The 23274-nt window shown below is 67.5% G+C and carries 19 protein-coding genes; 12 read left to right on the plus strand and 7 right to left on the minus strand.

Annotation, left to right across the window (positions count from 1 at the left end; translation table 11 throughout):
* The first annotated feature begins 2 nt into the window (after positions 1-2).
* The 3 genes from ACTIF2_RS22270 (at position 3) to ACTIF2_RS22280 (ending at position 4220) form a co-directional block, all read left to right on the plus strand.
* Entirely contained in the window at positions 3-2591 is a 2589-nt protein-coding gene (locus tag ACTIF2_RS22270) for an ABC transporter permease (protein ID WP_439499312.1), read from the plus strand.
* A gap of 218 nt (positions 2592-2809) precedes the next feature.
* Complete coding sequence (locus tag ACTIF2_RS22275; protein ID WP_439499313.1) at positions 2810-3583, plus strand: Bax inhibitor-1/YccA family protein; 774 nt, start codon at positions 2810-2812, stop codon at positions 3581-3583.
* Between the two features lie 100 nt (positions 3584-3683).
* Complete coding sequence (locus ACTIF2_RS22280) at positions 3684-4220, plus strand: GNAT family N-acetyltransferase (RefSeq protein WP_439499314.1); 537 nt, start codon at positions 3684-3686, stop codon at positions 4218-4220.
* Between the two features lie 3 nt (positions 4221-4223).
* Here the strand turns inward: ACTIF2_RS22280 and ACTIF2_RS22285 are convergent, their stop codons facing one another.
* Together ACTIF2_RS22285 and ACTIF2_RS22290 are read right to left on the minus strand one after the other, a co-directional pair.
* Complete coding sequence (locus tag ACTIF2_RS22285; protein ID WP_439499315.1) at positions 4224-4592, minus strand: DUF2794 domain-containing protein; 369 nt, start codon at positions 4590-4592, stop codon at positions 4224-4226.
* 325 nt (positions 4593-4917) lie between these two features.
* Positions 4918-5466, minus strand: coding sequence for a peroxidase-related enzyme (locus ACTIF2_RS22290; protein ID WP_439499362.1), 549 nt, complete (start codon positions 5464-5466; stop codon positions 4918-4920).
* Between the two features lie 221 nt (positions 5467-5687).
* Between ACTIF2_RS22290 and ACTIF2_RS22295 the strand changes: the two genes are divergently transcribed.
* On the plus strand, positions 5688-10541 hold the full coding sequence (locus ACTIF2_RS22295; protein WP_439499316.1) for an NAD-glutamate dehydrogenase: 4854 nt from the start codon (positions 5688-5690) through the stop codon (positions 10539-10541).
* 11 nt (positions 10542-10552) lie between these two features.
* Positions 10553-10756, plus strand: coding sequence for a Trm112 family protein (locus tag ACTIF2_RS22300; protein ID WP_439499317.1), 204 nt, complete (start codon positions 10553-10555; stop codon positions 10754-10756).
* Between the two features lie 169 nt (positions 10757-10925).
* On the opposite strand, the gene ACTIF2_RS22305 is transcribed toward ACTIF2_RS22300, so the two are convergent.
* Entirely contained in the window at positions 10926-12176 is a 1251-nt protein-coding gene (locus ACTIF2_RS22305; protein ID WP_439499318.1) for a ubiquinone biosynthesis hydroxylase, read from the minus strand.
* A 146-nt stretch (positions 12177-12322) separates the two neighbouring features.
* Here ACTIF2_RS22305 and tesB point away from each other — a divergent pair, with 146 nt between their 5' ends.
* From tesB to ACTIF2_RS22320, 3 genes are all read left to right on the plus strand, one after another.
* A complete protein-coding gene (tesB, locus tag ACTIF2_RS22310; RefSeq protein ID WP_439499319.1) occupies positions 12323-13189 on the plus strand; it encodes an acyl-CoA thioesterase II in 867 nt (288 codons plus the stop codon).
* A 255-nt stretch (positions 13190-13444) separates the two neighbouring features.
* On the plus strand, positions 13445-13783 hold the full coding sequence (locus ACTIF2_RS22315) for a P-II family nitrogen regulator (RefSeq protein ID WP_054141588.1): 339 nt from the start codon (positions 13445-13447) through the stop codon (positions 13781-13783).
* 34 nt (positions 13784-13817) lie between these two features.
* Entirely contained in the window at positions 13818-15179 is a 1362-nt protein-coding gene (locus ACTIF2_RS22320) for an ammonium transporter (protein WP_439499320.1), read from the plus strand.
* 64 nt (positions 15180-15243) lie between these two features.
* On the opposite strand, the gene ACTIF2_RS22325 is transcribed toward ACTIF2_RS22320, so the two are convergent.
* Positions 15244-15588, minus strand: a complete 345-nt coding sequence (locus ACTIF2_RS22325; RefSeq protein WP_439499321.1) for a hypothetical protein — start codon at positions 15586-15588, stop codon at positions 15244-15246.
* Between the two features lie 218 nt (positions 15589-15806).
* Here ACTIF2_RS22325 and ACTIF2_RS22330 point away from each other — a divergent pair, with 218 nt between their 5' ends.
* From ACTIF2_RS22330 to xth, 3 genes are all read left to right on the plus strand, one after another.
* Positions 15807-18368, plus strand: a complete 2562-nt coding sequence (locus ACTIF2_RS22330; RefSeq protein WP_439499322.1) for a DNA translocase FtsK — start codon at positions 15807-15809, stop codon at positions 18366-18368.
* A gap of 195 nt (positions 18369-18563) precedes the next feature.
* A complete protein-coding gene (locus ACTIF2_RS22335) occupies positions 18564-19403 on the plus strand; it encodes an outer-membrane lipoprotein carrier protein LolA (protein ID WP_439499323.1) in 840 nt (279 codons plus the stop codon).
* A 255-nt stretch (positions 19404-19658) separates the two neighbouring features.
* Positions 19659-20474 carry an exodeoxyribonuclease III gene (gene xth, locus ACTIF2_RS22340; protein WP_439499324.1) on the plus strand — a complete coding sequence of 272 codons (816 nt, stop codon included), beginning with the start codon at positions 19659-19661 and terminating at the stop codon, positions 20472-20474.
* A gap of 125 nt (positions 20475-20599) precedes the next feature.
* Here xth and ACTIF2_RS22345 read toward each other — a convergent pair whose 3' ends face one another.
* Entirely contained in the window at positions 20600-21064 is a 465-nt protein-coding gene (locus ACTIF2_RS22345) for a cyclic nucleotide-binding domain-containing protein (protein WP_439499325.1), read from the minus strand.
* 7 nt (positions 21065-21071) lie between these two features.
* A complete protein-coding gene (locus tag ACTIF2_RS22350; protein WP_439499326.1) occupies positions 21072-21758 on the minus strand; it encodes a response regulator transcription factor in 687 nt (228 codons plus the stop codon).
* Positions 21759-21839: 81 nt separating this feature from the next.
* Here ACTIF2_RS22350 and ACTIF2_RS22355 point away from each other — a divergent pair, with 81 nt between their 5' ends.
* Positions 21840-22421 (plus strand): L,D-transpeptidase family protein, encoded by a 582-nt coding sequence (locus ACTIF2_RS22355; protein WP_439499327.1) that lies wholly within the window; start codon positions 21840-21842, stop codon positions 22419-22421.
* A 164-nt stretch (positions 22422-22585) separates the two neighbouring features.
* On the opposite strand, the gene ACTIF2_RS22360 is transcribed toward ACTIF2_RS22355, so the two are convergent.
* Entirely contained in the window at positions 22586-23251 is a 666-nt protein-coding gene (locus tag ACTIF2_RS22360; protein ID WP_439499328.1) for a YggS family pyridoxal phosphate-dependent enzyme, read from the minus strand.
* Between the last annotated feature and the right edge of the window lie 23 nt (positions 23252-23274).

Below are 23274 nucleotides of genomic sequence, written 5' to 3' on the forward strand. Positions count from 1 at the left end.
CCATGCACGCTCCCGTCAGACCCGCCGCCGCGCCCATGTCCAACCGCGCTTTCGGGCCGGCGCTCGCATTCCGGCTCGCCTGGCGCGACCTGCGCGGCGGAATGCGCGGCTTCGGCGTCTTCATCGCCTGCCTGGCGCTCGGCGTCATGGCGATCGCCGCCGTCGCCTCCGCCTCGCGCGGCCTGACCGAGGGGCTCAATCGCGAAGGCCGGCGCATTCTCGGCGGCGACGCGGCCTTCAGCCTGATCCATCGCGAGGCGACCCAGGCCGAGCGCGCCTTCCTCGAAACCCGCGGCAGGCTCTCGAGCATCGCCACCATGCGCGGCATGGCCAATGCGGGCGAGAAGGGCGCGGCGCTGGTCGAGATCAAGGCGGTCGATGCCGCCTATCCGAGCATCGGCGACGTCGTCAGCGAACCGGCCGCGCCGGTTTCCGACCTGCTCGCCCTCCGCGACGGGACTTATGGCGCGATTGCCGACCCGGTCCTGTTCGGCCGCCTCGACCTGAAGCCCGGCGACACCATCTCGGTCGGCGCCGCCCGCATCCAGCTGCGCGCCAGCCTCGGCTCGGAGCCGGACAAGATCGCGGCGGGCGTCGGCTTCGGGCCCCGCCTGCTGCTCTCGCAGGACGCCTTGCGCGCCACTGGCCTGCTCCAGCCCGGCAGCCTGGTGCGCTGGACCTATCGCGTCGTCCTGCCGGCGACGGCGACGGACGATGCCGCCCTCGATACGCTCATCGCGGCGGCCGGCCGCGAGCAGCCCGATGCCGGCTGGGAGATCCGCTCCCGCGCCAATGCAGCGCCGAGCTTCCAGCGCAATCTCGAGCGCTTCACCCAGTTCCTCACCTTGGTCGGCCTGACCGCGCTGCTGGTCGGCGGCGTCGGCGTCGCCAATGCGGTGCGCCGCTTCGTCGAGGCCAAGAAGCTCGACTTCGCCACCCTGAAGGCGATCGGCGCCACCGGCGGCCATGTCGTCGCGATCCATCTGACCGAGGTCATGCTGGTCGCGGCTTTCGGCATCGCGATCGGCCTCGTGCTCGGCGCGGCCGCGCCCTACGCGCTGGGCTACGCCTTGCGCGATCTGCTGCCTTTGCCCTTCGAGCCGACCTTGGCGCCGGGCGAACTCGCCGTCGCCGCGCTCTACGGCCTGCTGACCGCGCTCGTCTTCGTCATCCTGCCGCTCGGGCGCGCCCATGACGTGCCGGTCTCGGCCCTGTTCCGCGACCAGGTCGAGCCCGATCTGCGCCGGCCGCGGCCGATCTATCTCGCGGTCTTCGCTGCCGCCCTGATCGGGCTCGTCGGCGTCGCCATCGCCTTCGCCTATGACCGGCGCATCGCGCTGATCTATATCGGCGTCGCCGCCGGCATCTTCCTGCTGCTGCGGACGGTCGCCATGGGCGTGATGGCGCTCGCCCGGCGCAGCCCGCGGGCGCGCAACCCGGCGCTGCGCATGGCGCTCGCCAATGCCCACCGCCCCGGCGCGCTGACGCCCTCGCTCGTGCTCTCGCTCGGCCTCGGCGTCGCCCTGCTCTCGGCGCTCGCCTTCATCGATGTCAGCCTGACCCGGCAATTGACCCAGGCCTTGCCGGCAAAGGCGCCGAGCTTCTTCTTCCTCGACATTCCCAATGCCCAGAGCGAACGCTTCGACGCCTTCCTCGCCGAGACCCGACCGGGCGCGACGCTGGAGCGCGTCCCGATGATGCGCGGGCGCATCGTCAGCCTGAACGGCGTCAAGGCCGAGGAGGTGAAGGCCTCCGAGCAGGCGGCCTGGGTGCTCGAGGGCGACCGCGGCATCACCTATGCCGCCGCCCTGCCGGAGGGCTCCAGGATCACGACCGGGCAGTGGTGGCCCGCCGATTATCGCGGCGAGCCGCTCGTCTCCTTCGACGCACCGATCGCGGCGGGCCTCGGACTCAAGGTCGGCGACCCGATCACCGTCAACGTGCTCGGCCGCAACATCACCGCCCGCGTCGCCAATCTGCGCACGGTCGAATGGCGCTCGCTCGGCATCAATTTCGTCATGGTGTTCTCGCCCAACGCCTTCGCCGGTGCGCCGCACACCAATCTCGCGACCCTGACCGCCCATGACGACGACCCCGCCAGCGCCGATGCGGCGCTGCTGCGACGCCTCGCCAGCGAGTTCCCCTCGGTGACGGCGGTGCGGGTCAAGGACGCGCTGGAAGCGGTCAACACCATCGTCGGCCAGCTCGCCACCGCGATTCGCGGCGCCTCCGCGCTGGCCATCGCCGCGAGCCTGCTGGTGCTCGCCGGCGCGCTGGCGGCCGGGCAACACGCGCGACTTTACGACGCGATGATCCTGAAAACGCTCGGCGCGACGCGCCGCTTTATACTTTCGTCGTACGCCCTCGAATATGCCGGAATAGGCTTCATCTCCGCTTTGTTCGGTGTTGTCGCGGGCGCCCTGGCGGGCTGGGGCGTCGTCACGCAAGTGATGAAGATAGAATTCGTCGGCGATCCGACCGGCGCAATCCTCGCAGCGACTGCAGCGATTGTCGTTACCGTCCTGTTCGGATTGGCCGGGACGCTGAAAATACTATCGAAAGCGCCAGCTTCTCATCTGCGGAATTTATGACGACTTCACTGAGGCACGCTATTCTAGACATGACATCGGCGCGACATTGCATCGCAGCGGGCTTCCGTTTCTATGCAGCCGGTCCTCTTAACCATGGCGGCCTCTTGTAAGGCGGGCGCTTCCCCCTCATATTCCCGCTGTCGCCACGATTTTGCGCGACGGTGGGGATCGCGGAGGCGATACCCGCCTCGGATGCCACCTTTGAGGGGAACCGCTCTATGAGCAACTTCGACCGCAATGCTCCAGTCTGGGGTGCCGGCCGCGCACAGCAGACCAGCGCCGTCGAGATGGATCAGGGCCTGCGCTCGTTCATGCTCGGCGTCTACAACAACATGTCGATCGGCCTGGCCATCACCGGCCTCGCCGCGATCGGCATCAGCTTTCTCGCCATCGCCGGCTATTCGGACACGGGCAAGGTCACCGCGCTGACCCCGCTCGGCACCGCCCTGTATGCCAGCCCGCTCAAGTGGCTGGTGATGCTGGCCCCGCTTGCCTTCATCCTGTTCTTCTCGTTCCGGGCGGAGCAGATGAGCTCGTCCTCGGCGCGCGCCATGTTCTTCGCCTTCGCGGCGGTGATGGGCATCTCGCTGTCGTCGATCTTCGTCGTCTTCACCGGCGAGTCGATTGCCAAGGTGTTCTTCATCACGGCGGCGACCTTCGGCGGTATCAGCCTTTACGGCTACACGACGAAGAAGTCGCTCTCGGGCATGGGCTCCTTCCTGATCATGGGCCTGATCGGCCTGATCATCGCCTCGGTGGTCAACCTGTTCCTGGCCTCCAGCGCCCTGTCCTTCGGCATCTCGGTGATCGGCGTGCTCGTCTTCGCCGGCCTGACCGCCTGGGACACCCAGCGCCTGAAGGAGATGTATCTCTATTCGGACCTGGACGCGGAATCGGCCGCGAAGCTCTCGGTGAACGGCGCGCTGTCGCTCTATCTGAACTTCGTCAACATGTTCCAGATGCTGCTCTCGCTGTTCGGCAACCGCGAGTGAGCCTGGTCTCCTGACGCGATCGGCCCCATGTGGGCCGGTCGAGCCCCGGCCTCGCGGCCGGGGCTTTTCTTTTGGGGCCGGAGCGGTTCATCATTCGGGGATGAACCCTGTTGAAATTCGGGACGCGCGTCCTGACGACATCCCGGTCCTCACCGCGATCTATGCCGACGCCGTCCGGCACGGCACCGCCTCCTGGGAGCTCGAGCCGCCCTCGCCGGGCGAGATGCTGCGCCGTTTCGAGGCCCTCGTCGCCGATGGTTATCCCTATCTGGTCGCGAGCCGTGGCGAGGACATCCTGGGCTATGCCTATGCCGGCGCCTATCGTCCGCGCCCGGCCTATCGCAGCACGGTCGAGGATTCGATCTATCTCGCACGCCAGGCGCAGCGCATGGGCCTCGGCCGCGCCTTGCTCGCTGCGCTGATCGCCGCCTGCGAGGCGCGCGGCTTTCGCCAGATGATTGCGGTCATCGGTGACGGCACCGGCGCCTCGGCCGCATCGCGCCGGCTGCACGAGCAGGCGGGGTTTCATCTCGTCGGCGTCGCGCGCTCGGTCGGCTACAAGCACGGCCGCTGGCTCGACCAGATGCTGATGCAGAAGGATCTGGGCGAGGGCGACCGCACGCCGCCGTCGCGCTGAGGCTCAGCTCACGACGCTCAGCTTCCTGTCCACCACGCGCAGCACGCGCGCGAGATCGTGGCCGCGTTTGAGGATCAGCCCCGTCGCCGCCACGACCGAATAGGCGCCCTGCCGCTTGGCCAGCGCCGGATCCTTGACGATCCGGTAGAGCGGCACCTCCGAGGTGCGCCGATAGACCGAGAACTGCGCCTTGTCCTTCAGGAAATCGATGGCGTAGTCGCGCCATTCGCCCGCGGCGACCATCCGGCCGTAGAGGTTCAGGAGCTCGGAGAGTTCACGGCGATCGAAGGTGACCGTCGCCGGCTTGCTCGGGCCGGGGAAGGCGACCACCGCCCCGGCCACTTGCGATTGCGGAGTTTCGCTTTCGCTCATCGCGCCTCCCGATCGGCGATCCGGCGAGGCCGAACCGCTCTTTCCTGGAAGGATGATGATGCGCCCGCGATGCTGCGCTGGCAAGGCACCGCGAGATGATCACGCCTTCGTAAGCCGCGCCGCAATTTCGCCGCGAACACGTCAAGCCATGGCCAAGTTGAAGGCCTCAACTCCAATCGTTGCCTCGACGGCCCGGTCTCATGGAGTTCCGGATACGTCAGCCCCCCAGCCCCCCGGGGCCTCATGGGGTCGGGCCAATCGAGTCGAGGCTACCTAACGGCTGGCGGTTTCCGCTGGCCGTTTTTCTTTGGCCGCGCCGGCCTTTTCAGCGGTTTTGCCCGTGATATTCGGCGTTCGGCCGCATATCGACAGCCGACGCCATCCGGTTCGACATGTTGAAGAAGGACGCGACGGCGCCGACATCCCAGATGTCGCGCTCGCCGAACCCGGCCTTGCGCAGGGCCTCGCGATCCTCCTCCTCGATCTGATGCGGCGATTCGCTGAGCTTGACCGCGAAATCGAGCATGGCGCGATGCCGCCGCGACAGCGCCGCCGCCCGATAGTTCATCGCCATCAATTCGCCGAGCACCGGATCGCCCGAGAGCTGGCGCACCGCGGCGCCATGCGCGGTCAGGCAGTAATAGCAGCGGTTCACGCTCGAGACCGCCACCGCGATCATCTCGCGCTCCAGCTTCGACAGGCCGGACGGGCCGAGCATCAGGTCGTTATAGAAGGCGGCGAAGGCCGAGAGCTTGGCGTCGTCATGGGCATAGGCCAGCAGCACATAGGGGATGAAGCCGAGCTTCTCCTGGCATTTGGCGAAATAGGCCTGATTCTCCGCCGATAGCGTGGCCTGGGGCAGGTTGAGCGCCATCACCCTGGGCGGCTCGTCCTGCCGGGCCGGAGCCTCCCCCACCTTCGATTTGTCATGCTTGTTCGACATTGTCCGTTTCCGTTGTGGCGATGAGCCTGAACTTGCGACAGAATCGGCCAGGATGCTGGCACGATCCGCTTGCTCGGGCGCATGGTGCGACGAAAGTTGAAAGGCGCCGCAGCCTATGTCATCGCTGCGGCAAAAGAACAGAGGGTCGGGGAATGGCGAAGCGGGTGACGAGTGCGACGGGCGAGGCCATCGCCGCGATCGAGGCCGCAGCCTCCCGGATCAAGACGGACATGCCGGCGGATTTTCCGCGCCTGCTCTATGGCCGCGTCGTCGCCGAGGATCTTGTCGCCCTGCCGGCCGACCTGCTCGCCCGCGCCGCCGCCTCCGCCTATGAGCACCTGACCGCCAGGCGCGCCACCGGCGCGCCCAATCTGCGCTTCCGGGACGAATCGCTCACCCAGGACGGCCGCGAGCGCCAGATCACCATTCTCGAAGTCGTCAACGACAACCGCGCCTTCCTGCTCGATTCGACGCTCGCCGAGCTGACCGACCAGGGTTACGAGCCGCGCCTCGTCGCCCACCCGATCCTCGCGGTCGTGCGCGATGCCAAGGGCGCCTTCGTCTCGCTCGCCGGCGAGGCCGCCGGAAGGGCGCCGGAAGGGGCGCGCCGCGAAAGCCTGATCCATATCCATCTCGACCGCATCGACACCCCCGAGGCGCGCGAGCGGCTGAAGGCCGGGCTCGAGCGCGTCTATGTCGATGTCGGGCTCGCCGTCGACGACTGGGCGGCGATGCGCGGCCGGATCACCGAGGTGATCCAGGCCTATCGCGCCAATCCGCCGCCGCTCCCCGAGGACGAGGTCAACGAGGCGCTGCAGTTCCTCGAATGGATCGCCGGCGACAATTTCACGCTGCTCGGCATCCGTGCCTATCGCTTCCCGGGCGGCGATGCGGCGGCCGACCCGATCGACGGCTCCGGGCTCGGGATCCTGCGCGACCCTTCGGTGCGGGTGCTGCGCAAGAACCGCGAAATGGTGGTGATGACGCCGGAGATCCGCGCCTTCCTCGCCAAGCCGCAGGCGCTGATCATCACCAAGGCCAACGTCAAGAGCCTAGTGCATCGCCGCGTCCATCTCGACTATGTCGGCGTCAAGCTGTTCACGCCGGACGGGCGGCTCGACGGTGAGATGCGCATCGTCGGCCTTTTGACCTCGAACGCCTATACCGGCAGCGCCCGCGCCATCCCCTATCTGCGCCTCAAGGTCGCGCGGGTCGCCAAGGCCGCCGGCTTCGACGCCGCGAGCTATTCCGGCCGCGCCTTGCTCAATGTGCTCGACGCCTTCCCGCGCGACGAGCTCTTCCAGATCGACACCGAGACGCTGGAGCGCTTCGCCCTCGACATCCTGCAATTGACCGAGCGACCGCGCATTCGCGCGCTTGCCCGCGTCGACGAGTTCGACCGCTTCGTCTCCGTGCTCGTCTTCATCCCGAAGGAGCGTTACGACACGCAGGTTCGCCGTCGCGTCGGCGAATTCCTCGCCGGCATCTACCAGGGCCGCCTGTCGGCCGCCTATCCGGCCTATCCTGACGGGCCGCTGGCGCGCACGCATTACATCATCGGCCGCGACGAGGGCCGCACGCCCAGGATCGACCGCGCCACGCTGGAGGCCGGCATCGCCGCCATCGTGCGGACCTGGGCCGACGGGCTGAAGGACGTGCTCGACGAGCAGAAGGCCGGCCCTGCCGCGCGCGCCCTGACCGAGCGCTATGTCGAGGCCTTCGGCGCCGCCTATCGCGAACGCTTCTCCGCGGTCGATGCGCTCGAAGACATCGACATGCTGCAGAAGCTCTCGGCCGAGCGGCCGCGCGCCGTCAATCTCTACCGGCGCGAGGGCGATCCCGACACCCGGGCCAATCTCAAGGTCTTCTCCAGCGGCGCCCCGATCTCGCTCTCGGCCCGCGTCCCGGTGCTGGAGAACATGGGCTTCCGCGTCGTCAACGAGCGCACCTTCAACCTGACGCCGCAAGCGGGCGCAGCTGCCGCGGCCTCCGCGAAGAACTCGCGCGTCTGGCTGCACGACATGACGCTCGAGCGCGCCGACAACAGCGAGATCGACGTTGCCCGGCTCGACCCGACGATCGAGGCGGCGCTGATGGCGCAGTTCCGCGGCCTCGCCGAATCGGATCGTTTCGACCAGCTCGTCCTCGCCGCCGGGCTCGCCTGGCGCGAGGCGGCGCTGCTGCGCGCGCTCGGCCGCTATTTGCGGCAGGTCGGCGCGCCCTATGCCCAGGGCTATATCGCCGACGTGCTGACCCGCCATGCCGGCATCGCCTCGGGGCTGATCGCCTATTTCGTCGCGAAATTCGATCCGCGCCTGCCCGCCGGCAAGCGCGACAAGGCGATGAGCGTCGAGCGCGAGCGCATCGAGACCGCGCTCAACGACGTCACCAGCCTCGACGAGGACCGCATCCTGCGTCGCTTCGTCAACCTGATCGAAGCCGCCTTGCGCACCAACTTCTTCCAGGTCGGGCCCGATGGGCATCCGCGCAGCACGATCTCGCTGAAATTCGAATGCGCCAGGCTCGACGAGCTGCCGCTGCCGCGCCCGCTCTATGAGATCTTCGTCTATTCACCGCGCGTCGAGGGCGTGCATCTGCGCTTCGGCAAGGTCGCCCGCGGCGGCCTGCGCTGGTCCGACCGGCCGCAGGATTTCCGCACGGAAGTTCTCGGTCTGGTCAAGGCGCAGCAGGTCAAGAACGCCGTGATCGTGCCGGTCGGCGCCAAGGGCGGCTTCTTCCCGAAGCAGTTGCCGCCGGCTTCCGACCGTCAGGCCTGGCTGGCCGAGGGCACCGAGAGCTACCGCATCTTCGTGCGCACCTTGCTCGAGCTCACCGACAATCTCGACGGCGAGACCGTGATCCCACCGGTCGACACCGTGCGCCATGACGGTGACGACCCCTATCTCGTCGTCGCCGCCGACAAAGGCACCGCGACCTTCTCCGACATCGCCAACGCGCTCTCGATCGAGAAGGGCCACTGGCTCGGCGACGCCTTCGCCTCGGGCGGCTCGCAGGGCTACGACCACAAGAAGATGGGCATCACGGCGCGCGGCGCCTGGGAGGCCGTGAAACGCCATTTCCGCGAGATCGACATCGACATCCAGACGACGCCCTTCACGGTGGCCGGCGTCGGCGACATGTCGGGCGACGTCTTCGGCAACGGCATGCTGCTCTCGCCGGCGATCAAGCTCGTCGCCGCCTTCGACCATCGCGACATCTTCCTCGACCCCGAACCCGACCCGGAGAGCTCGCTCGCCGAGCGCCAGCGCCTGTTCGATCTGCCGCGCTCTTCCTGGCAGGACTACGACAAGAGCCTGATCTCGAAGGGCGGTGGCATCTTCTCGCGCCAGGCCAAGAGCATCCCGCTCAGCGCCGCGCTGCGCACGCTGCTCGACCTCGACAAGCCCGAGGCGACGCCGCCCGAAGTCATGACGGCGATCCTGAAGGCGCGCGTCGATTTGCTCTGGTTCGGCGGCATCGGCACCTATATCCGCGCCGCGGACGAGACCGACGCCCAGGTCGGCGACCGCGCCAATGACGCGATCCGGGTCACCGGCGCCGACCTGCGCGCCCGCGTCGTCGGCGAAGGCGCCAATCTCGGCGCGACCCAACGCGGCCGCATCGAGGCGGCGCGGGGCGGCGTCAAGCTGAACACCGACGCGATCGACAATTCCGCCGGCGTCAACACCTCCGACGTCGAGGTCAACATCAAGATCGCGCTGGCGGGTCCGGTCCGCACCGGCGCCCTGCCAGAGAAGAAGCGCAATGCCCTCCTGGTCGAGATGACCGACGAGGTCGGCCTGCTCGTCCTGCGCAACAATTACCTGCAGAGCCTGGCCCTCTCGCTGACCGAGGCGCAAGGCGCCGCGGCGACGCCCGGGCTGCGCCGGCTGATGCTCTCGCTGGAAGCGGAAGGCCGGCTCGACCGCTCGGTCGAGTTCCTCCCGACCGACATGGCCCTGGCCGAGCGCGGCAAGCGCGGCGAGGGGCTGACCCGGCCCGAGCTCGCGGTGCTGCTGGCCTATGCCAAGCTGGCGCTGCATGACGCCTTGCTGGAATCGGCGGTTCCGGACGATCTCTATCTCAACAGCGAGCTCATCCGTTATTTCCCCAGGGCCTTGCGCGACAAATACGGGGCCGAGATCGCCGGCCACAAGCTGCGTCGCGAGATCGTCGCGACCCAGCTCGCCAACGCCATCATCAACCGCGGCGGCCCGGCGATCGTGCCGATCCTGGCCGGCCAGCATCGCGCCGAGGCGCCCGAGATCGCGGCGGCCTATGCGATCGCCCGCGATTCCTTCGACCTGATCGCGCTCAACGGGGCGATCGACGCGCTCGACGCCAAAATCTCCGGCAAGACCCAGCTCGGCCTCTATGCCGCCGCCCAGCAGCTCGTCACCGACCGGATGGGCTGGTTCCTGCGCCGGGGCGTCGCCAAGCCGGGCACGATCGAGCAGACCGTGACGCATTACGCCAAGGGCGTCGCTGCGCTCGCATCCGAGCTCGATAGCCTGCTGCCCGAGGCGGCGGCCAGGGAGCGTACGGCCCGCATCACCGTGCTGGTCTCCGAAGGAGTGCCCGAGACCCTTGCGACCCGCATCGCCAGCCTGCCGGCACTCGCCCAGGCGACCGATATCGTCGATATCGCCGAGCGGACCGGCCGGCCGATCGCCGAGGTCGCGCGGATTCATTTCGGAGCCGATTCGGCTTTCGGGCTGTCCGGCCTCGCGATCTCGGCCGGGTCGGTGCCGGCCACCGACGATTACGAGCGCATGGCCCGCGACCGGGCGATCGAAACCCTGGTCGACGCCCATGCCGGACTGACCCAGGAGATCGCCGCCGGCGCCAATGGCACGGGCACGCTCAACGGCTGGCTGGCCGAGCGCGGCGCCGAGGCCGACCGTACGCGCGCCACCGTCTCGGCCATCACCACCTCGGGCCTGTCCTTGCCGAAGCTGATGGTCGCGGCCGGCATGCTCGCCGACCTGCCACGCAAGAGCCTTTGACGGATATAGCCATGACCGACACCGAAAACGACGTGCCCGCCACGCGGATCGACCCGAAACTGCTCGAAATCCTGGTTTGCCCGGTGACCAAGAGCACGCTGGAATATGATGCCGCAAAGCAGGAGCTGATCAGCCGCAGCGCCAGGCTCGCCTATCCGATCCGCGACGGCATCCCGATCATGCTGCCGGAGGAAGCGCGGCAGCTGGAAGGGTAGTGCCTTCGGTAGTGCCACACGTCATTCTCGGGCGAAGCCTCGGGTCCGACCTTCGGTCGGCCCAAGGATTAACTCCGCGCAGACCCGAGAATCTCATGACGAGGTAGTACCCGCCAGCGCCTTCACCGGCCTGAGATGCTCGGGTCGAGCCCGAGCATGACGCCTGATCTTACAGCGCCTCGCCCCTGAGCAGGCGCGGCGGCTTGCCGGCGAGCCCGGCGGCCTCGCGGATGAAGAAGCGCTTCAGCCCCGGCATCCGGTCGACCAGGCCGAGGCCGAGATCGCGCGCCAGCCTGAGCGGCGTCGCATCATTCGAGAACAGCCGGTTGAGCCCGTCGGTCACCGCGCCCATCGCGACGGTGTCGAAGCGCCTCGCCTGCTCGTAGCCCGCCAGCACGTCTTCCGACCCAGGATCGAGCCCGAGGCGGGCCGCGTCTACGATGGCCTCGGCCAGCGCCGCGACGTCCTTCAGCCCGAGATTGAGCCCCTGCCCCGCGATCGGGTGGATGACATGGGCCGCGTCGCCGAGCAACGCCAGCCGCTCCCCGACGAAGCGCCGCGCCACGCCGAAACCGAGCGGCAGCGCCACGACCGGGCTCTCCAGCGCCAGCTCCCCGAGTTCCAGCCCGAAGCGGCGCTCGATCTCGTCCAGCATGTCGGCATCGTCGAGCGAGAGCAGCGCCTCGACATTCTCCTTGCGCTCCGTCCAGACGATCGAGGAGCGGTGCCCGAGCCTGCCGCCATCGCCGAGCGGCAGGATCGCGAAAGGGCCCGACGGCAGGAAATGCTCGACGGCGCGTCCGCCATGCGGCCGTTCGTGGCTGAGCGTCGCCACCAGGCCGGACTGGTCATAGGACCAGCCGACCCAGCCGATGCCGGCCCGCTCGCGCAGCCGCGAGCGCGCACCGTCCGCAGCGACGAGCAGAGCGGCTGCGGCCTCGCCGCCATCCGCGAATGTGACCCGGACGCTTTCGGGCGCAACCTCGAAGCCGCGCACGCCCATAGGCCGAAGCTCGACCTTGGCCTCGCGGCAGGCATCGAGCAGCGCCGTCACCAGCGCCGCGTTCTCGACCATATGGGCAAAGGGCTGTCCCGGCGCGACCTCGCCGTCGAAGGTCAGGAAAACCGGCCGCACCACGTCGGGATTGCGGCTGTCGGTCACCACCATCTCGGTCATGGCGGCGGCGCCACCCGCGATCCTCTCCCAGATTCCGAGCGCGTCGAGCATGTTGCGGGCGGCCGCGGCGACGGCATAGGCACGATTATCGGCGCGCGGCGCGGCAGCCAGCGCCGGATCGGCCAGGACGACTGAGAAACCCTCGCCCAGCGCCTGCCTCAGCGCGAGCGCCAGCGTAAGCCCGGCGACGCCGCCGCCCGCGATCACGATCCGGCTGGAGGAAGCGGCGGCTTGCTGACCCATCTCGTTGCTCCCAGGCCTGTCGGCCGGTCTCGACGCCTGCGGCTTGACGACGCCCATGGCGTCGGTGCTGATGCGAGGACCGGCTTGCCCTCTTCGGCGCAGCCGGCGCGTCCGTCAATCCGCCTGCCAGCCGAGCCCGAACGACCATGTCCCAGATCAGCGACTCCCTGATGTCGATCCTCGACCTCGAGCCGCTCGAGCGCAACCTGTTCCGCGGTCGCAGCCCGAAGGTCGGCTGGCAGCGCGTCTTTGGCGGGCAGGTCATCGGCCAGGCGCTGTTTGCGGCCTGCAAGACGGTCGAGGGCCGGCAGCCGCACTCGCTCCATGCCTATTTCCTGCTGCCGGGCGACCCCGCGACGCCGATCATCTACGAGGTCGAGCGCCTGCGCGACGGCCGCTCCTTCACCACCAGGCGCGTGCTCGCCATCCAGCATGGCGAGGCGATCTTCTCGATGTCGGCCTCCTTCCAGGTCGAGGAGCCGGGGCTGACGCATCAGATGCCCATGCCCGACGTGCCGATGCCGGAGGATCTGCCCGACCGCGAGGAGATGAAGCGCAGCGTCCTGCCGCATATGCCGGAGCCGGTGCGCGCCTATTACCAGCGCGAGCGCCCCATCGAGATCCGCCCCGTCGAGCTCGCGCGCTATGCGACCGGCGGCAAGATGGAGCCGAAATTCAACGTCTGGATCCGCGCGATGCATCCCTTGCCGGATGATCCGGCCGTGCATCAGAGCGTGCTCGCCTATGCCTCGGACCTGATGCTGCTCGATTCGAGCCTGATCGCCCATGGCACCTCGGTCTTCGACAAGAAGATCCAGGGCGCCAGCCTTGACCATGCGCTCTGGTTCCATCGCCCCTTCCGGGCCGACGACTGGCTGCTCTACGCCCAGGACAGCCCCTCGACCTCGGGCGCGCGCGGCTTTTCCCGCGGCCTCGTCTTCAACCGGCAGGGCGAGCTCGTCGCCTCGGTCGTGCAGGAAGGCCTGATTCGGCCGCGGCCGGACCTCGGCTGAGCGCGTTCCAGGGCTGAGCGCTTTCTGGGCAAGAGAGCGATTATCAGGCATCTGCCTGTTTCTTAGGCAAAGACGCGTCACAAAATGACGTGATCGGGGCCGATCCGGTCTTGGGGCCGGCAAGACCGCCATCCCGCAGTTGGCACGCGCCTTGAATTGACCCGCCGTGACGCGCGCCGGGTTCTCGGGCGCGCGCGAGGCGCAACGGGATCGCCGGGGCTGACATCCGGGCGGCGGAAACGGGGAAACCCAGCAATGAAAATCGTGATGGCTATCATCAAGCCGTTCAAGCTGGAGGAGGTGCGCGACGGGCTCACCGCCATCGGCGTGCACGGCCTGACCGTGACTGAGGTGAAGGGCTATGGCCGGCAGAAGGGCCACACGGAGATCTACCGTGGCGCCGAATATGCCGTGAGCTTCCTGCCGAAGATCAAGATCGAGGTCGCCGTCTCGGACGAGCTCGTCGGCAAGGTGATCGAGGCGATCACCGCCGCGGCCCGCACCGGCCAGATCGGCGACGGCAAGATCTTCGTCTCGTCGATCGAGAAGGCCGTGCGCATCCGCACCGGCGAAACCGACGGCGATGCCCTCTGATTCTCACGATCCTTCGTTCCAGGAGTTTTCAACGATGAATTTCAAGACCCCATTGCGGGCCGGGCTGGTTGGGCTGGCGCTCGCCGCCACCACCGCCATCGCGCTCGCCCAGACGGCTGCGCCCGAAGCCCCGGCCGCTGCTGCGGCTGCCGCCGCCGTGCCCAACAAGGGCGACACCACCTGGATGCTGGTCTCGACCATCCTCGTGCTGATGATGACGATGCCCGGCCTCGCCTTGTTCTATGGCGGCCTGTCGCGCAGCAAGAACATGCTCTCGGTGATGAGCCAGGTGACGGTCACCGCCTGCGTGATGTGCATCGTCTGGGTCGTCTACGGCTACAGCCTCGCCTTCACCAGCGGCGGCTCGCTGACGAGCTTCGTCGGCAGCTTCTCCAAGGCCTTCCTCGCCGGCGTGAACAATGATTCGGTCTCCGACACCTTCACCAAGGGCGTCGTCATCCCCGAATGGACCTTCATCTGCTTCCAGATGACCTTCGCGATCATCACGCCCGCGCTGATCATAGGCGGCCTGGTCGAGCGCATGAAATTCTCGGCGATGCTACTCTTCGTCGTGCTCTGGGCCACTTTCGTCTACTTCCCCATGGCCCACATGGTCTGGTTCAGCGAGGGCTACCTGTTCACGCTCGGCGCGCTCGACTTCGCCGGCGGCACCGTCGTCCACATCAATGCCGGCATCGCCGCGCTGGTCGGCTGCCTGCTCGTCGGCAAGCGCGTCGGCTACGGCAAGGAGCTGATGTCGCCGCATTCGTTGACCATGACCTTCATCGGCACCGCTCTGCTCTGGGTCGGCTGGTTCGGCTTCAATGCCGGCTCGAATCTCGAGGCCACCGGTGGCGCGGCGCTCGCCATGATCAACACCTTCACGGCGACGGCCGGCGCGGGTCTCGGCTGGCTCTTCATCGAATGGATCGTCAAGGGCAAGCCCTCGCTGCTCGGCATGCTCTCGGGCATCATCGCCGGACTGGTCGCGGTCACGCCCGCAGCGGGCCTGATCGGGCCGATGGGCGCGATCGTGCTCGGCGCCATTGCCGGCGTGGTCTGCTTCTTCTTCTGCACGACCATCAAGAACGCGCTCGGCTATGACGATTCGCTCGACGTCTTCGGCATCCACGGCGTCGGTGGCATCATCGGCTCGATCGGCACCGGCATCTTCGTCAGCCCCGCGCTCGGCGGCGTCGGCGTCGCCGACTACGCCATGGGCGCTCAAGTCTGGAAGCAGTTCGTTGCCGTCGTCGTCGCGATCGTCTGGTGCGGCGTCGGCTCGCTGATCCTCTACAAGGTCGTCGACGTGATCGTCGGCCTGCGCGCCACCACCGACCAGGAGCGCGAAGGCCTCGACATCGCCGAGCATGGCGAGCGCGCCTACAACATGTGAGCGCCCGCCACCTGCGATTCACGTGAAACAGAAGGCCCCGGCGCGAGATCACCGGGGTCTTTTTCTATTGCCCAGCTGGGGGGCGATGCAGCGCGATCTCCAGCACTTGAACGCTTTCGGGCAGCTCGATCAGGAACTCGGCGTCGCGCGGCAGATGATGGATGCGGCGCGGATCGGGCCCGGCGAAGCGCGACATCGCCTCGATGCTTTCCCAATAGGAGATCGTCACGAACTCGCTCTCGCCGTCGCGGTCCTCGCGGAACATCTGCGCGCCGAGCGATATCTCGAGCAATGGCGTGACCCCGGCCTCGCGCAAATAGACGGCATATTCATCGGCCCTTGCCGCGCTGGTGCGCCCGCGCCAGATCCGCGCGATCTTTGGCTGAGCCTTCGTTTCGTGTTCGGTCATTGCCGCTCCTTTCGATGTCGTCAGCGCCCTCGAACCTCGCGATATCCGTCATGAAGGCATATCTGCCGGCATTGTTCCGTCAGCAGCGAAACGCCGGGCGAGGCAATGTCAGTGGCCGGCCGCTCAAGGTTAAGCGGGTCTTAACCTCGCCTTCATAACGTGGCTGCAGAAGGCCGGACCACGCGGTCTGAAGTTCTATGGAAGGCGGTCCGTCCCGCATGCGCACGATCCGACGCTCCTCATCCCTGATCGATCGGCTGCCCGATCCGGCACGCGAATTCCTGTCGCGCCGGACGACGGAAATGGTCGGGCTCGGGCTGCTGGCGCTGACCGCAGCCGTCGCGCTCGCGCTTGCGACCTGGACGGCCGACGATCCCAGCCTCAACAACGCGACCGGCGGCGCCGTCAGCAACCTGCTCGGCCGGCCCGGCGCGATGATCGCCGACCTGACGATGCAGATGATCGGGCTCGGCGTCATCGCCATGCTGTTCCCGCCGCTGATCTGGTCGCTGCGCCTGGTCCGGTTCCATATCTTCGACCGTGGCGCGCTCAAGCTCGGCCTCTGGATCGTCGGCATCGTCGCCACCGCCGCGGTGGCGAGCGCCCTTCCGGCGACGCCGCGCTGGCCGCTGCCGACCGGCATGGGCGGTGTCATCGGCGACGGCCTTCTCTTCGGCACCCGCAATCTCGTCGGCATCGCCGGCAGCGCGCTCGCCGGCCTCGTCGCCTTCCTCTATGCCGGCATCGCGATTCTGGCGGTCACCGCCGCCGCCGGCTACGGCTTCGTCACCGACGAGGATCCCGTCCCGGAAAACGAGGACGACGACGAATCCTGGGCCGAGAGCGAGGAGCGGCGCGACGACGAGCCCGGCTTCGCCGTCATCATGGTCGGCTGGCTCGCCCATGGCGCGATGATGCTGAAAGGCGCCATCCTGCGCCGCCTGCCGCACCCGCCAGAGCCTGCCGTCAGCACCGGCTCGGCCGGCTCGCAGCCCGTCGGCCGCGTGCGCCGCGAACCGCAATTCAACGAGGCGCCGGCACGCGGCGCTCCGCCGGTCTTCGCGCCCGAGCCGCTGCCGGCGCCGCGCCAGACGACCCGGCCCGCGGCTTATGACGATGAAGACGACCTCGACGAGCCGCAGGACCTGCGCGACCTGAACGCGCCGCGGGTCACGGCTCCGCCCGCCGCGCCCAAGCCCGGCAAGCGCCTCTCGCGCGAGGCCCAGCCCTCGCTGCTCGACCGCGACCGCTTCGAACTGCCGCCGCTGACCTATCTGGCCGAGCCCAAGAAGCTGCCGGCCAACACGATCTCGACCGACGCGCTCGAACAGAACGCCACCTTGCTCGAAGGCGTGCTCGAGGACTTTGGCGTCCGCGGCGAGATCAGCCAGGTCCGGCCCGGCCCGGTCGTGACGCTCTACGAGCTCGAGCCGGCGCCCGGCACCAAATCCTCGCGCGTCATCTCGCTGGCCGACGACATCGCCCGCTCGATGAGCGCGATCTCGGCCCGTGTCGCCGTGATTCCGGGCAAGAACGCCATCGGCATCGAACTGCCCAACGCCAAGCGCGAGACCGTCTTCCTGCGCGAGCTCCTCGCCAGCCAGGATTTCGAATCGACCAAGCACAAGCTGGCGCTTTGCCTCGGCAAGACCATCGGCGGCGAGCCGGTGATCGCCGATCTCGCCCGCATGCCGCATCTGCTCGTCGCCGGCACCACCGGCTCGGGCAAGTCGGTCGCGATCAACACCATGATCCTGTCGATCCTCTACCGGCTGAAGCCGGAGGAGTGCCGCCTGATCATGGTCGATCCAAAGATGCTCGAACTCTCCGTCTATGACGGCATCCCGCATCTGCTGACCCCCGTCGTCACCGACCCGAAGAAGGCCGTGGTCGCGCTGAAATGGGCGGTGCGCGAGATGGAGGAGCGCTACAAGAAGATGTCGAAGCTCGGTGTCCGCAACATCGACGGCTTCAATGTCCGCGTCGGCGAGGCGCTGGCTGCCGGCGAGGTCATCACCCGCACCGTCCAGACCGGCTTCGACAAGCATTCCGGCGAGGCTATCTACGAAGAAGAGGTGATGGAGCTCGGACCCTTGCCCTATATCGTCGTCATCGTCGACGAGATGGCCGACCTGATGATGGTCGCCGGCAAGGAGATCGAAGGCACCATCCAGCGCCTCGCCCAGATGGCGCGCGCCGCCGGCATCCATGTCGTGCTGGCCACCCAGCGGCCCTCGGTCGACGTCATCACCGGCACGATCAAGGCGAATTTCCCGACCCGCATCTCGTTCCAGGTCACGTCCAAGATCGATTCGCGCACCATTCTCGGCGAGATGGGCGCCGAACAGCTGCTCGGCCAGGGCGACATGCTCTACATGGCCGGTGGCGGCCGCATCACCCGCGTCCACGGGCCCTTCGTCTCGGATGCCGAGGTCGAGAAGGTCGTCGCCCATCTGAAGACGCAAGGGAGGCCGGATTATCTCGACGCCGTCACCGCCGATGAGGAGGCAGCGGCCGAAGATGAGGACGGCGCCGTCTTCGACAAGAGCGCCATGGGCCAGGCCGAGAGCGAAGATCCTTATGACCAGGCGGTGGCGGTCGTGCTGCGCGACAAGAAGGCCTCGACCTCCTATATCCAGCGCCGCCTCCAGATCGGCTATAACCGCGCCGCCTCGATCATGGAGCGGATGGAGAACGAGGGCATCGTCGGGCCCGCCAACCATGCCGGCAAGCGCGAGATCCTGGTCGAGACCGGCCGCGCCAGGGAAGACGAGGATTGAACGGCGCTGCTCCCCCTCGGGAACGCGTCCTCAAATTGCCACGCTGCGATGCAACTCATCCGGCAGTCGATGCGTTTCCCTTAGGGAGTGGGCTTGGCGCCCGCTCCCGTCATTGCTGGGCCTGGGCCATTGCAAAGTCCCGGCGACGGCACGACATTCCGGCCGACAGGCCCAAGCACCGGAGCAGCCTTGCTCATGACACGTCTTATGCCACCGCAGGCCTCGCTCGGCGCATGCGTCGCGCTCGGGCTCGGCCTGGCGATGGGGCCGCTTGCCGCGCAGCCGCTTAGCTTGCAGCCGCCGGCCAAGCCTGCCGCGGCCACGAGCCGCCCGGCCGCTCCACGCGCGCTGCCGCTTCCGCCCGCCCGCCCGCCCGGGCTGGGAATGCCGCGCACGGCGGCCGCTGCCGCCTCCGCTGCGCCCACCACGGTCGCGAGCGCCGCGGCTGAACAGCCGCGTCCTGCCGCGACGCCGGTGAAGACCAGCAAGCCTTCCGCGCCGCTGACGCGGGAGGACGCGGTCGAGCGTCTCAACGCCTATTTCAACAGTTTCTCGACCCTGCAGGGCGATTTCATCCAGTTCGCGGCCGACGGCCGCCGGCTCGAGGGCAAGCTCTATATCCAGCGGCCGGGCAAGATGCGCTTCGAGTATCGTCCGCCGGTGACCATGGAAGTCATCGCCGACGGCACCTCGGTCGCGATCCGCGACAAGAAGCTCGCGACGCAGGACCTCTATTCGATCGGCCAGACGCCGCTGAAATTCCTGACCAAGGAGCGCATGGACCTCGCCCGCGATTCGACCATCACCAAGGTCAGCAGCAAGGGCGATATCCTCTCGGTCAGCGTCGACGATCGCTCGACGCTGGGCGGCACCTCGAAGATCACACTGAATTTCGACCTGACCGCCAACGAGCTGCGGCAATGGGTCGTGGTCGATCCGCAGGGCTACGAGACCTCGGTCTCGCTCTATAATCTCGACACCCAGCGCCGCCCCGATCCGAAGAACTTCGTGATCAATTACGAGCGCATGCTCTGATCACGTAGGCGCGTGCCGCCCTCCCGTCATGCTCGCCCTTGTGGCGAGCATCCACGTCTTGAACGCTTGCCGCAGAAGACGTGGATGGTCGGGACAAGCCCGACCATGACGATAAGTAGCATTGCCATGGCCCTTTTCTGCGGATGACGACCGCCATTGCGCCGCTTGCCGTTGCGCCTGCCTTGTCCCGCCGCCAGATTGAGCCAGACGGCGCGACCGACTTGGGCTGCGCGAGGCAGCAAAGCGGATACGGGCGTGAAACTTCAGGTCACAAGCTGGAACATCAACTCGGTGCGCCTGCGCATCGGCATGGTCACGGATTTCCTGACGAGCCATGCGCCGGACGTGCTCTGCCTGCAGGAGACCAAATGTCCGGACGAACAGTTCCCGACCAAGGCCTTCGACAAGGTCGGCTATGTCCATCAGGCCTTTATCGGCCAGAAGGGCTATAACGGCGTCGCCATCCTCTCGAAGCTGCCCTTCAGCGAGAAGGACGCCATGGCGATGTGCGGCCGCAGCGACGCCCGCCACATGACGGCGGTGCTCGATGCCGGCGCCGGCGCGGCTGCCGGGATCGCCATCCATAATTTCTATATCCCGGCCGGCGGCGACATCCCCAACCCAGAGCTCAATCCCAAATTCGCCCATAAGCTCGCCTTTCTCGACGAGATCGGCGCCTGGGGCGTGACCAAGAAGCCGAGCGAACGACCCAGCATCCTGCTCGGCGACCTCAATATCGCGCCCTATGAGCATGACGTCTGGAGCCACAAGCAGCTCCTCGACGTCGTCAGCCACACGCCGATCGAGACCACCACGCTGGAAAGGCTGCGCAGCGATCTCGGCTGGACCGACGCGGCGCGCACGCTGCGGCCGGAGCCGGAGAAGCTCTATAGCTGGTGGAGCTACCGCGCCGCCGACTGGGCTGCCTCGAACAAGGGCCGCCGTCTCGACCACATCTGGCTCTCGGACGGCCTCAAGCCGACCTTGCGGAACCTCACCTTCCTGCGCGAGGCGCGCGGCTGGGAACGCCCCTCCGACCACGTCCCGGTCACGGTGACGCTGGAGCTCTGAAGCTCGTTCTCCCGTCATTGCGAGGAGCGAAGCGACGAAGCAATCCAGGAAGACTGAGCGAAACCTCCTGGATTGCTTCGCTAACGCTCGCAATGACGGGGAAGGGAGCGGCTCGCGCGGGCGACTCAGCTACGGTCGATCGCCGTCAGCGCCTCATGGACCTGCGAAAGTTCGCTGACGAAACCCTGCAGCCGCTCGCCGATCGCCGCCGCGATGGCCTGCGCCGATTGCGGTGATTCGCCGAGCACGCGGCGCATCACGCTGCGCGACAGCTTCATCACCTGGGTCGGCTCGCGGGCGATCGCCGTGACCGGCCGCTTGACCGCGGCGAACAGGGCAAGCTCGCCGAGCAGCGCGCCGGGACCGACGACCTCGTCCGCCGGCTGCCCGTCATCCTTGTTCATCAGCGCGACCGCGCCGGTCACCACCAGGAAGGCGCCGTCCGACATGTCGTCGCGGCGGAAGAGGACGTCGCCGGCGCGCAGGATGCGGTTCTCGGCCGCGAAGGCGACCAGCCGCAAGGCGTCCCGCTCCATCAGGCTCAGCAAGGGCTGTCGGGCCAGAAACGCGATGTCGTCGTTGAGCGTCATCAAGAGTCTAGGGATTCAGGCGGTAGCCGCCGGCATCCGTCACGAGCAGCCGCGCATTGGCCGGATCAGGCTCGATCTTCTGGCGCAAGCGGTAGATATGGGTCTCGAGCGTGTGCGTCGTGACCTGTGAATTATAGCCCCAGACCTCCTGCAGCAGGATCTCGCGGGCGATGGGCTTGCGGCCGGCACGATAGAGAAAGCGCAGGATCGCGGTTTCCTTCTCGGTCAGCTTGGTCTTCGAGCCCTTCTCGCTGACGAGCAGCTTCGAGCCGGGATGGAAGGTATAGGGCCCGACCTGGAAGATCGCGTCCTCGCTCGCCTCGTATTGCCGCAAATGCGCGCGGATCCGCGCCAACAGCACGGCGAACTTGAACGGCTTGATCACGTAATCGTTGGCGCCGGCCTCGAGCCCGAGCACCGTGTCGGCGTCGGACCCCTGCCCGGTCAGCATGATCACCGGGCTCTTGAAGCCGTTCCGCCGCATCATCTTCACCGCCTCGCGGCCGTCCATGTCGGGAAGCCCGACATCCATCACCGTGAGGTCGACGCGCTCCGCCTGAACCGCCTTGACCCCCGCGGTCGCGGTGGCGGCGGTCGAGATCCGGAACTCGTCATAAAGCGCGAGCTGTTCGGCGAGCGCCTCACGCAGCGTCTGGTCGTCGTCGACCAGAAGGATATGATGGACGGCGGGCATGGCAATCATTTGAATTGTTTGCGATCCCGGCACCATGGGCCCGCTGAATCGCGACCGCAAGTCACGCAGGATGGAATTTCCGTGAGAAGATGTGACTGGAACGGCGGAACCGGCCGCAAACGGCACTACCGCGACCTCTCCGTGCTGCGCGTCGTCGCCTCCGTCCACGACCGGCGCAAGGGCTTCCTGATCGCCGGAAGCTCCGTCTTTCCCTGCGCGCTCGGCCGCTCCGGCCTCGTCGTGGCCGGCGCCAAGCGCGAGGGCGACGGCGGCACGCCGCGCGCCATTCTGCCGTTGCGCCGCATCTTCTACCGCGCCGACAGGATGCCGCGTCTGTCGACCGCGCTGTCGGCCCGGGCGATCACGCCGCGCGACGCCTGGTGCGATGATAGGACCGATCGGCGCTATAACACCTTGATCGACCGGCCGCCCGGCGAGGCCGAGGAGCGCCTCGCCCGCGAGGACCATCTCTACGACGTCATCGTCGAGCTCGGCTGGAACGACGCGCCCGTCATTCGCGGCCGCGGCAGCGCGATCTTCTGGCATCTGGCGCGGCCGGGCTTCACGCCGACGGCCGGCTGCGTCGCCGTCGAGCGCCATGTCTTCCGCAAACTGCTGCCGCGACTGGCGCGGGATTGCGTGATGGTGATCGGGCAGGGTTGAAGAAGAGCGTCATTCTCGGGCGGAGCGAAGCGCAGACCCGAGAATCTCTGAACGAGATGCTTTCCGTCATGGTCGGGACAAGGGCGAGCATGACGAAAGCGCTCAGCCATACCGCAGTCAGCGCTACCAAAATTCTGACAATTACTTCAAGTACTTAATGAGCCCTACCCACGCGCGCCAAAAATGGCACTACCCACCCGCACATAAGTCGCACCGAGCTGGATCGCCGCCTCGTAATCGGCGCTCATTCCCATCGACAGGCCCTTGAGGCCGTTGCGTGCGGCGATCTTGGCGAGCAGGGCGAAATGCGGCGAGGGCGGCTCGTCCGCTGGCGGGATGCACATCAGCCCCGCGATCACGAGGCCGTGCTCGGCGCGACAGCGGGTGATGAAGGCATCGGCTTCGCCCGGGTTGACGCCGCCCTTTTGCGGCTCCTCCCCCGTGTTGACCTGGACGAAGAGCTTGGGCGCGCGGCCTGCACGCCCGATCTCGCGGGCGAGTTCCTTGGCCAGGCTTTCGCGATCGAGCGTATGGATCGCGTCGAACAGCGCGACCGCATCGCGCGCCTTGTTCGATTGCAGCGGCCCGATCATGTGCAGCTCGACATCCGGAAAGCGTTCGCGCAGCGCAGGCCACTTGGCTTTGGCCTCCTGCACGTAGTTTTCGCCGAAGATTCGCTGTCCCGCCTCCAGCGCAGGCAGGATCGCCTCGTCCGGCATCGTCTTCGAGACGGCGATCAGCGTCACGTCGCCGGGCTCGCGTCCGAAATCGCGCGCCGCCCGCGCGATTGCCGCCTGCGTGGCGGCAAGCCGCGTCATCGTCTCGTTCATCGTGAAACCCTTCCATCTCGCGC

This window comes from Allobosea sp. (assembly GCF_051860145.1).
Taxonomy (GTDB): Bacteria; Pseudomonadota; Alphaproteobacteria; order Rhizobiales; family Beijerinckiaceae; genus Allobosea.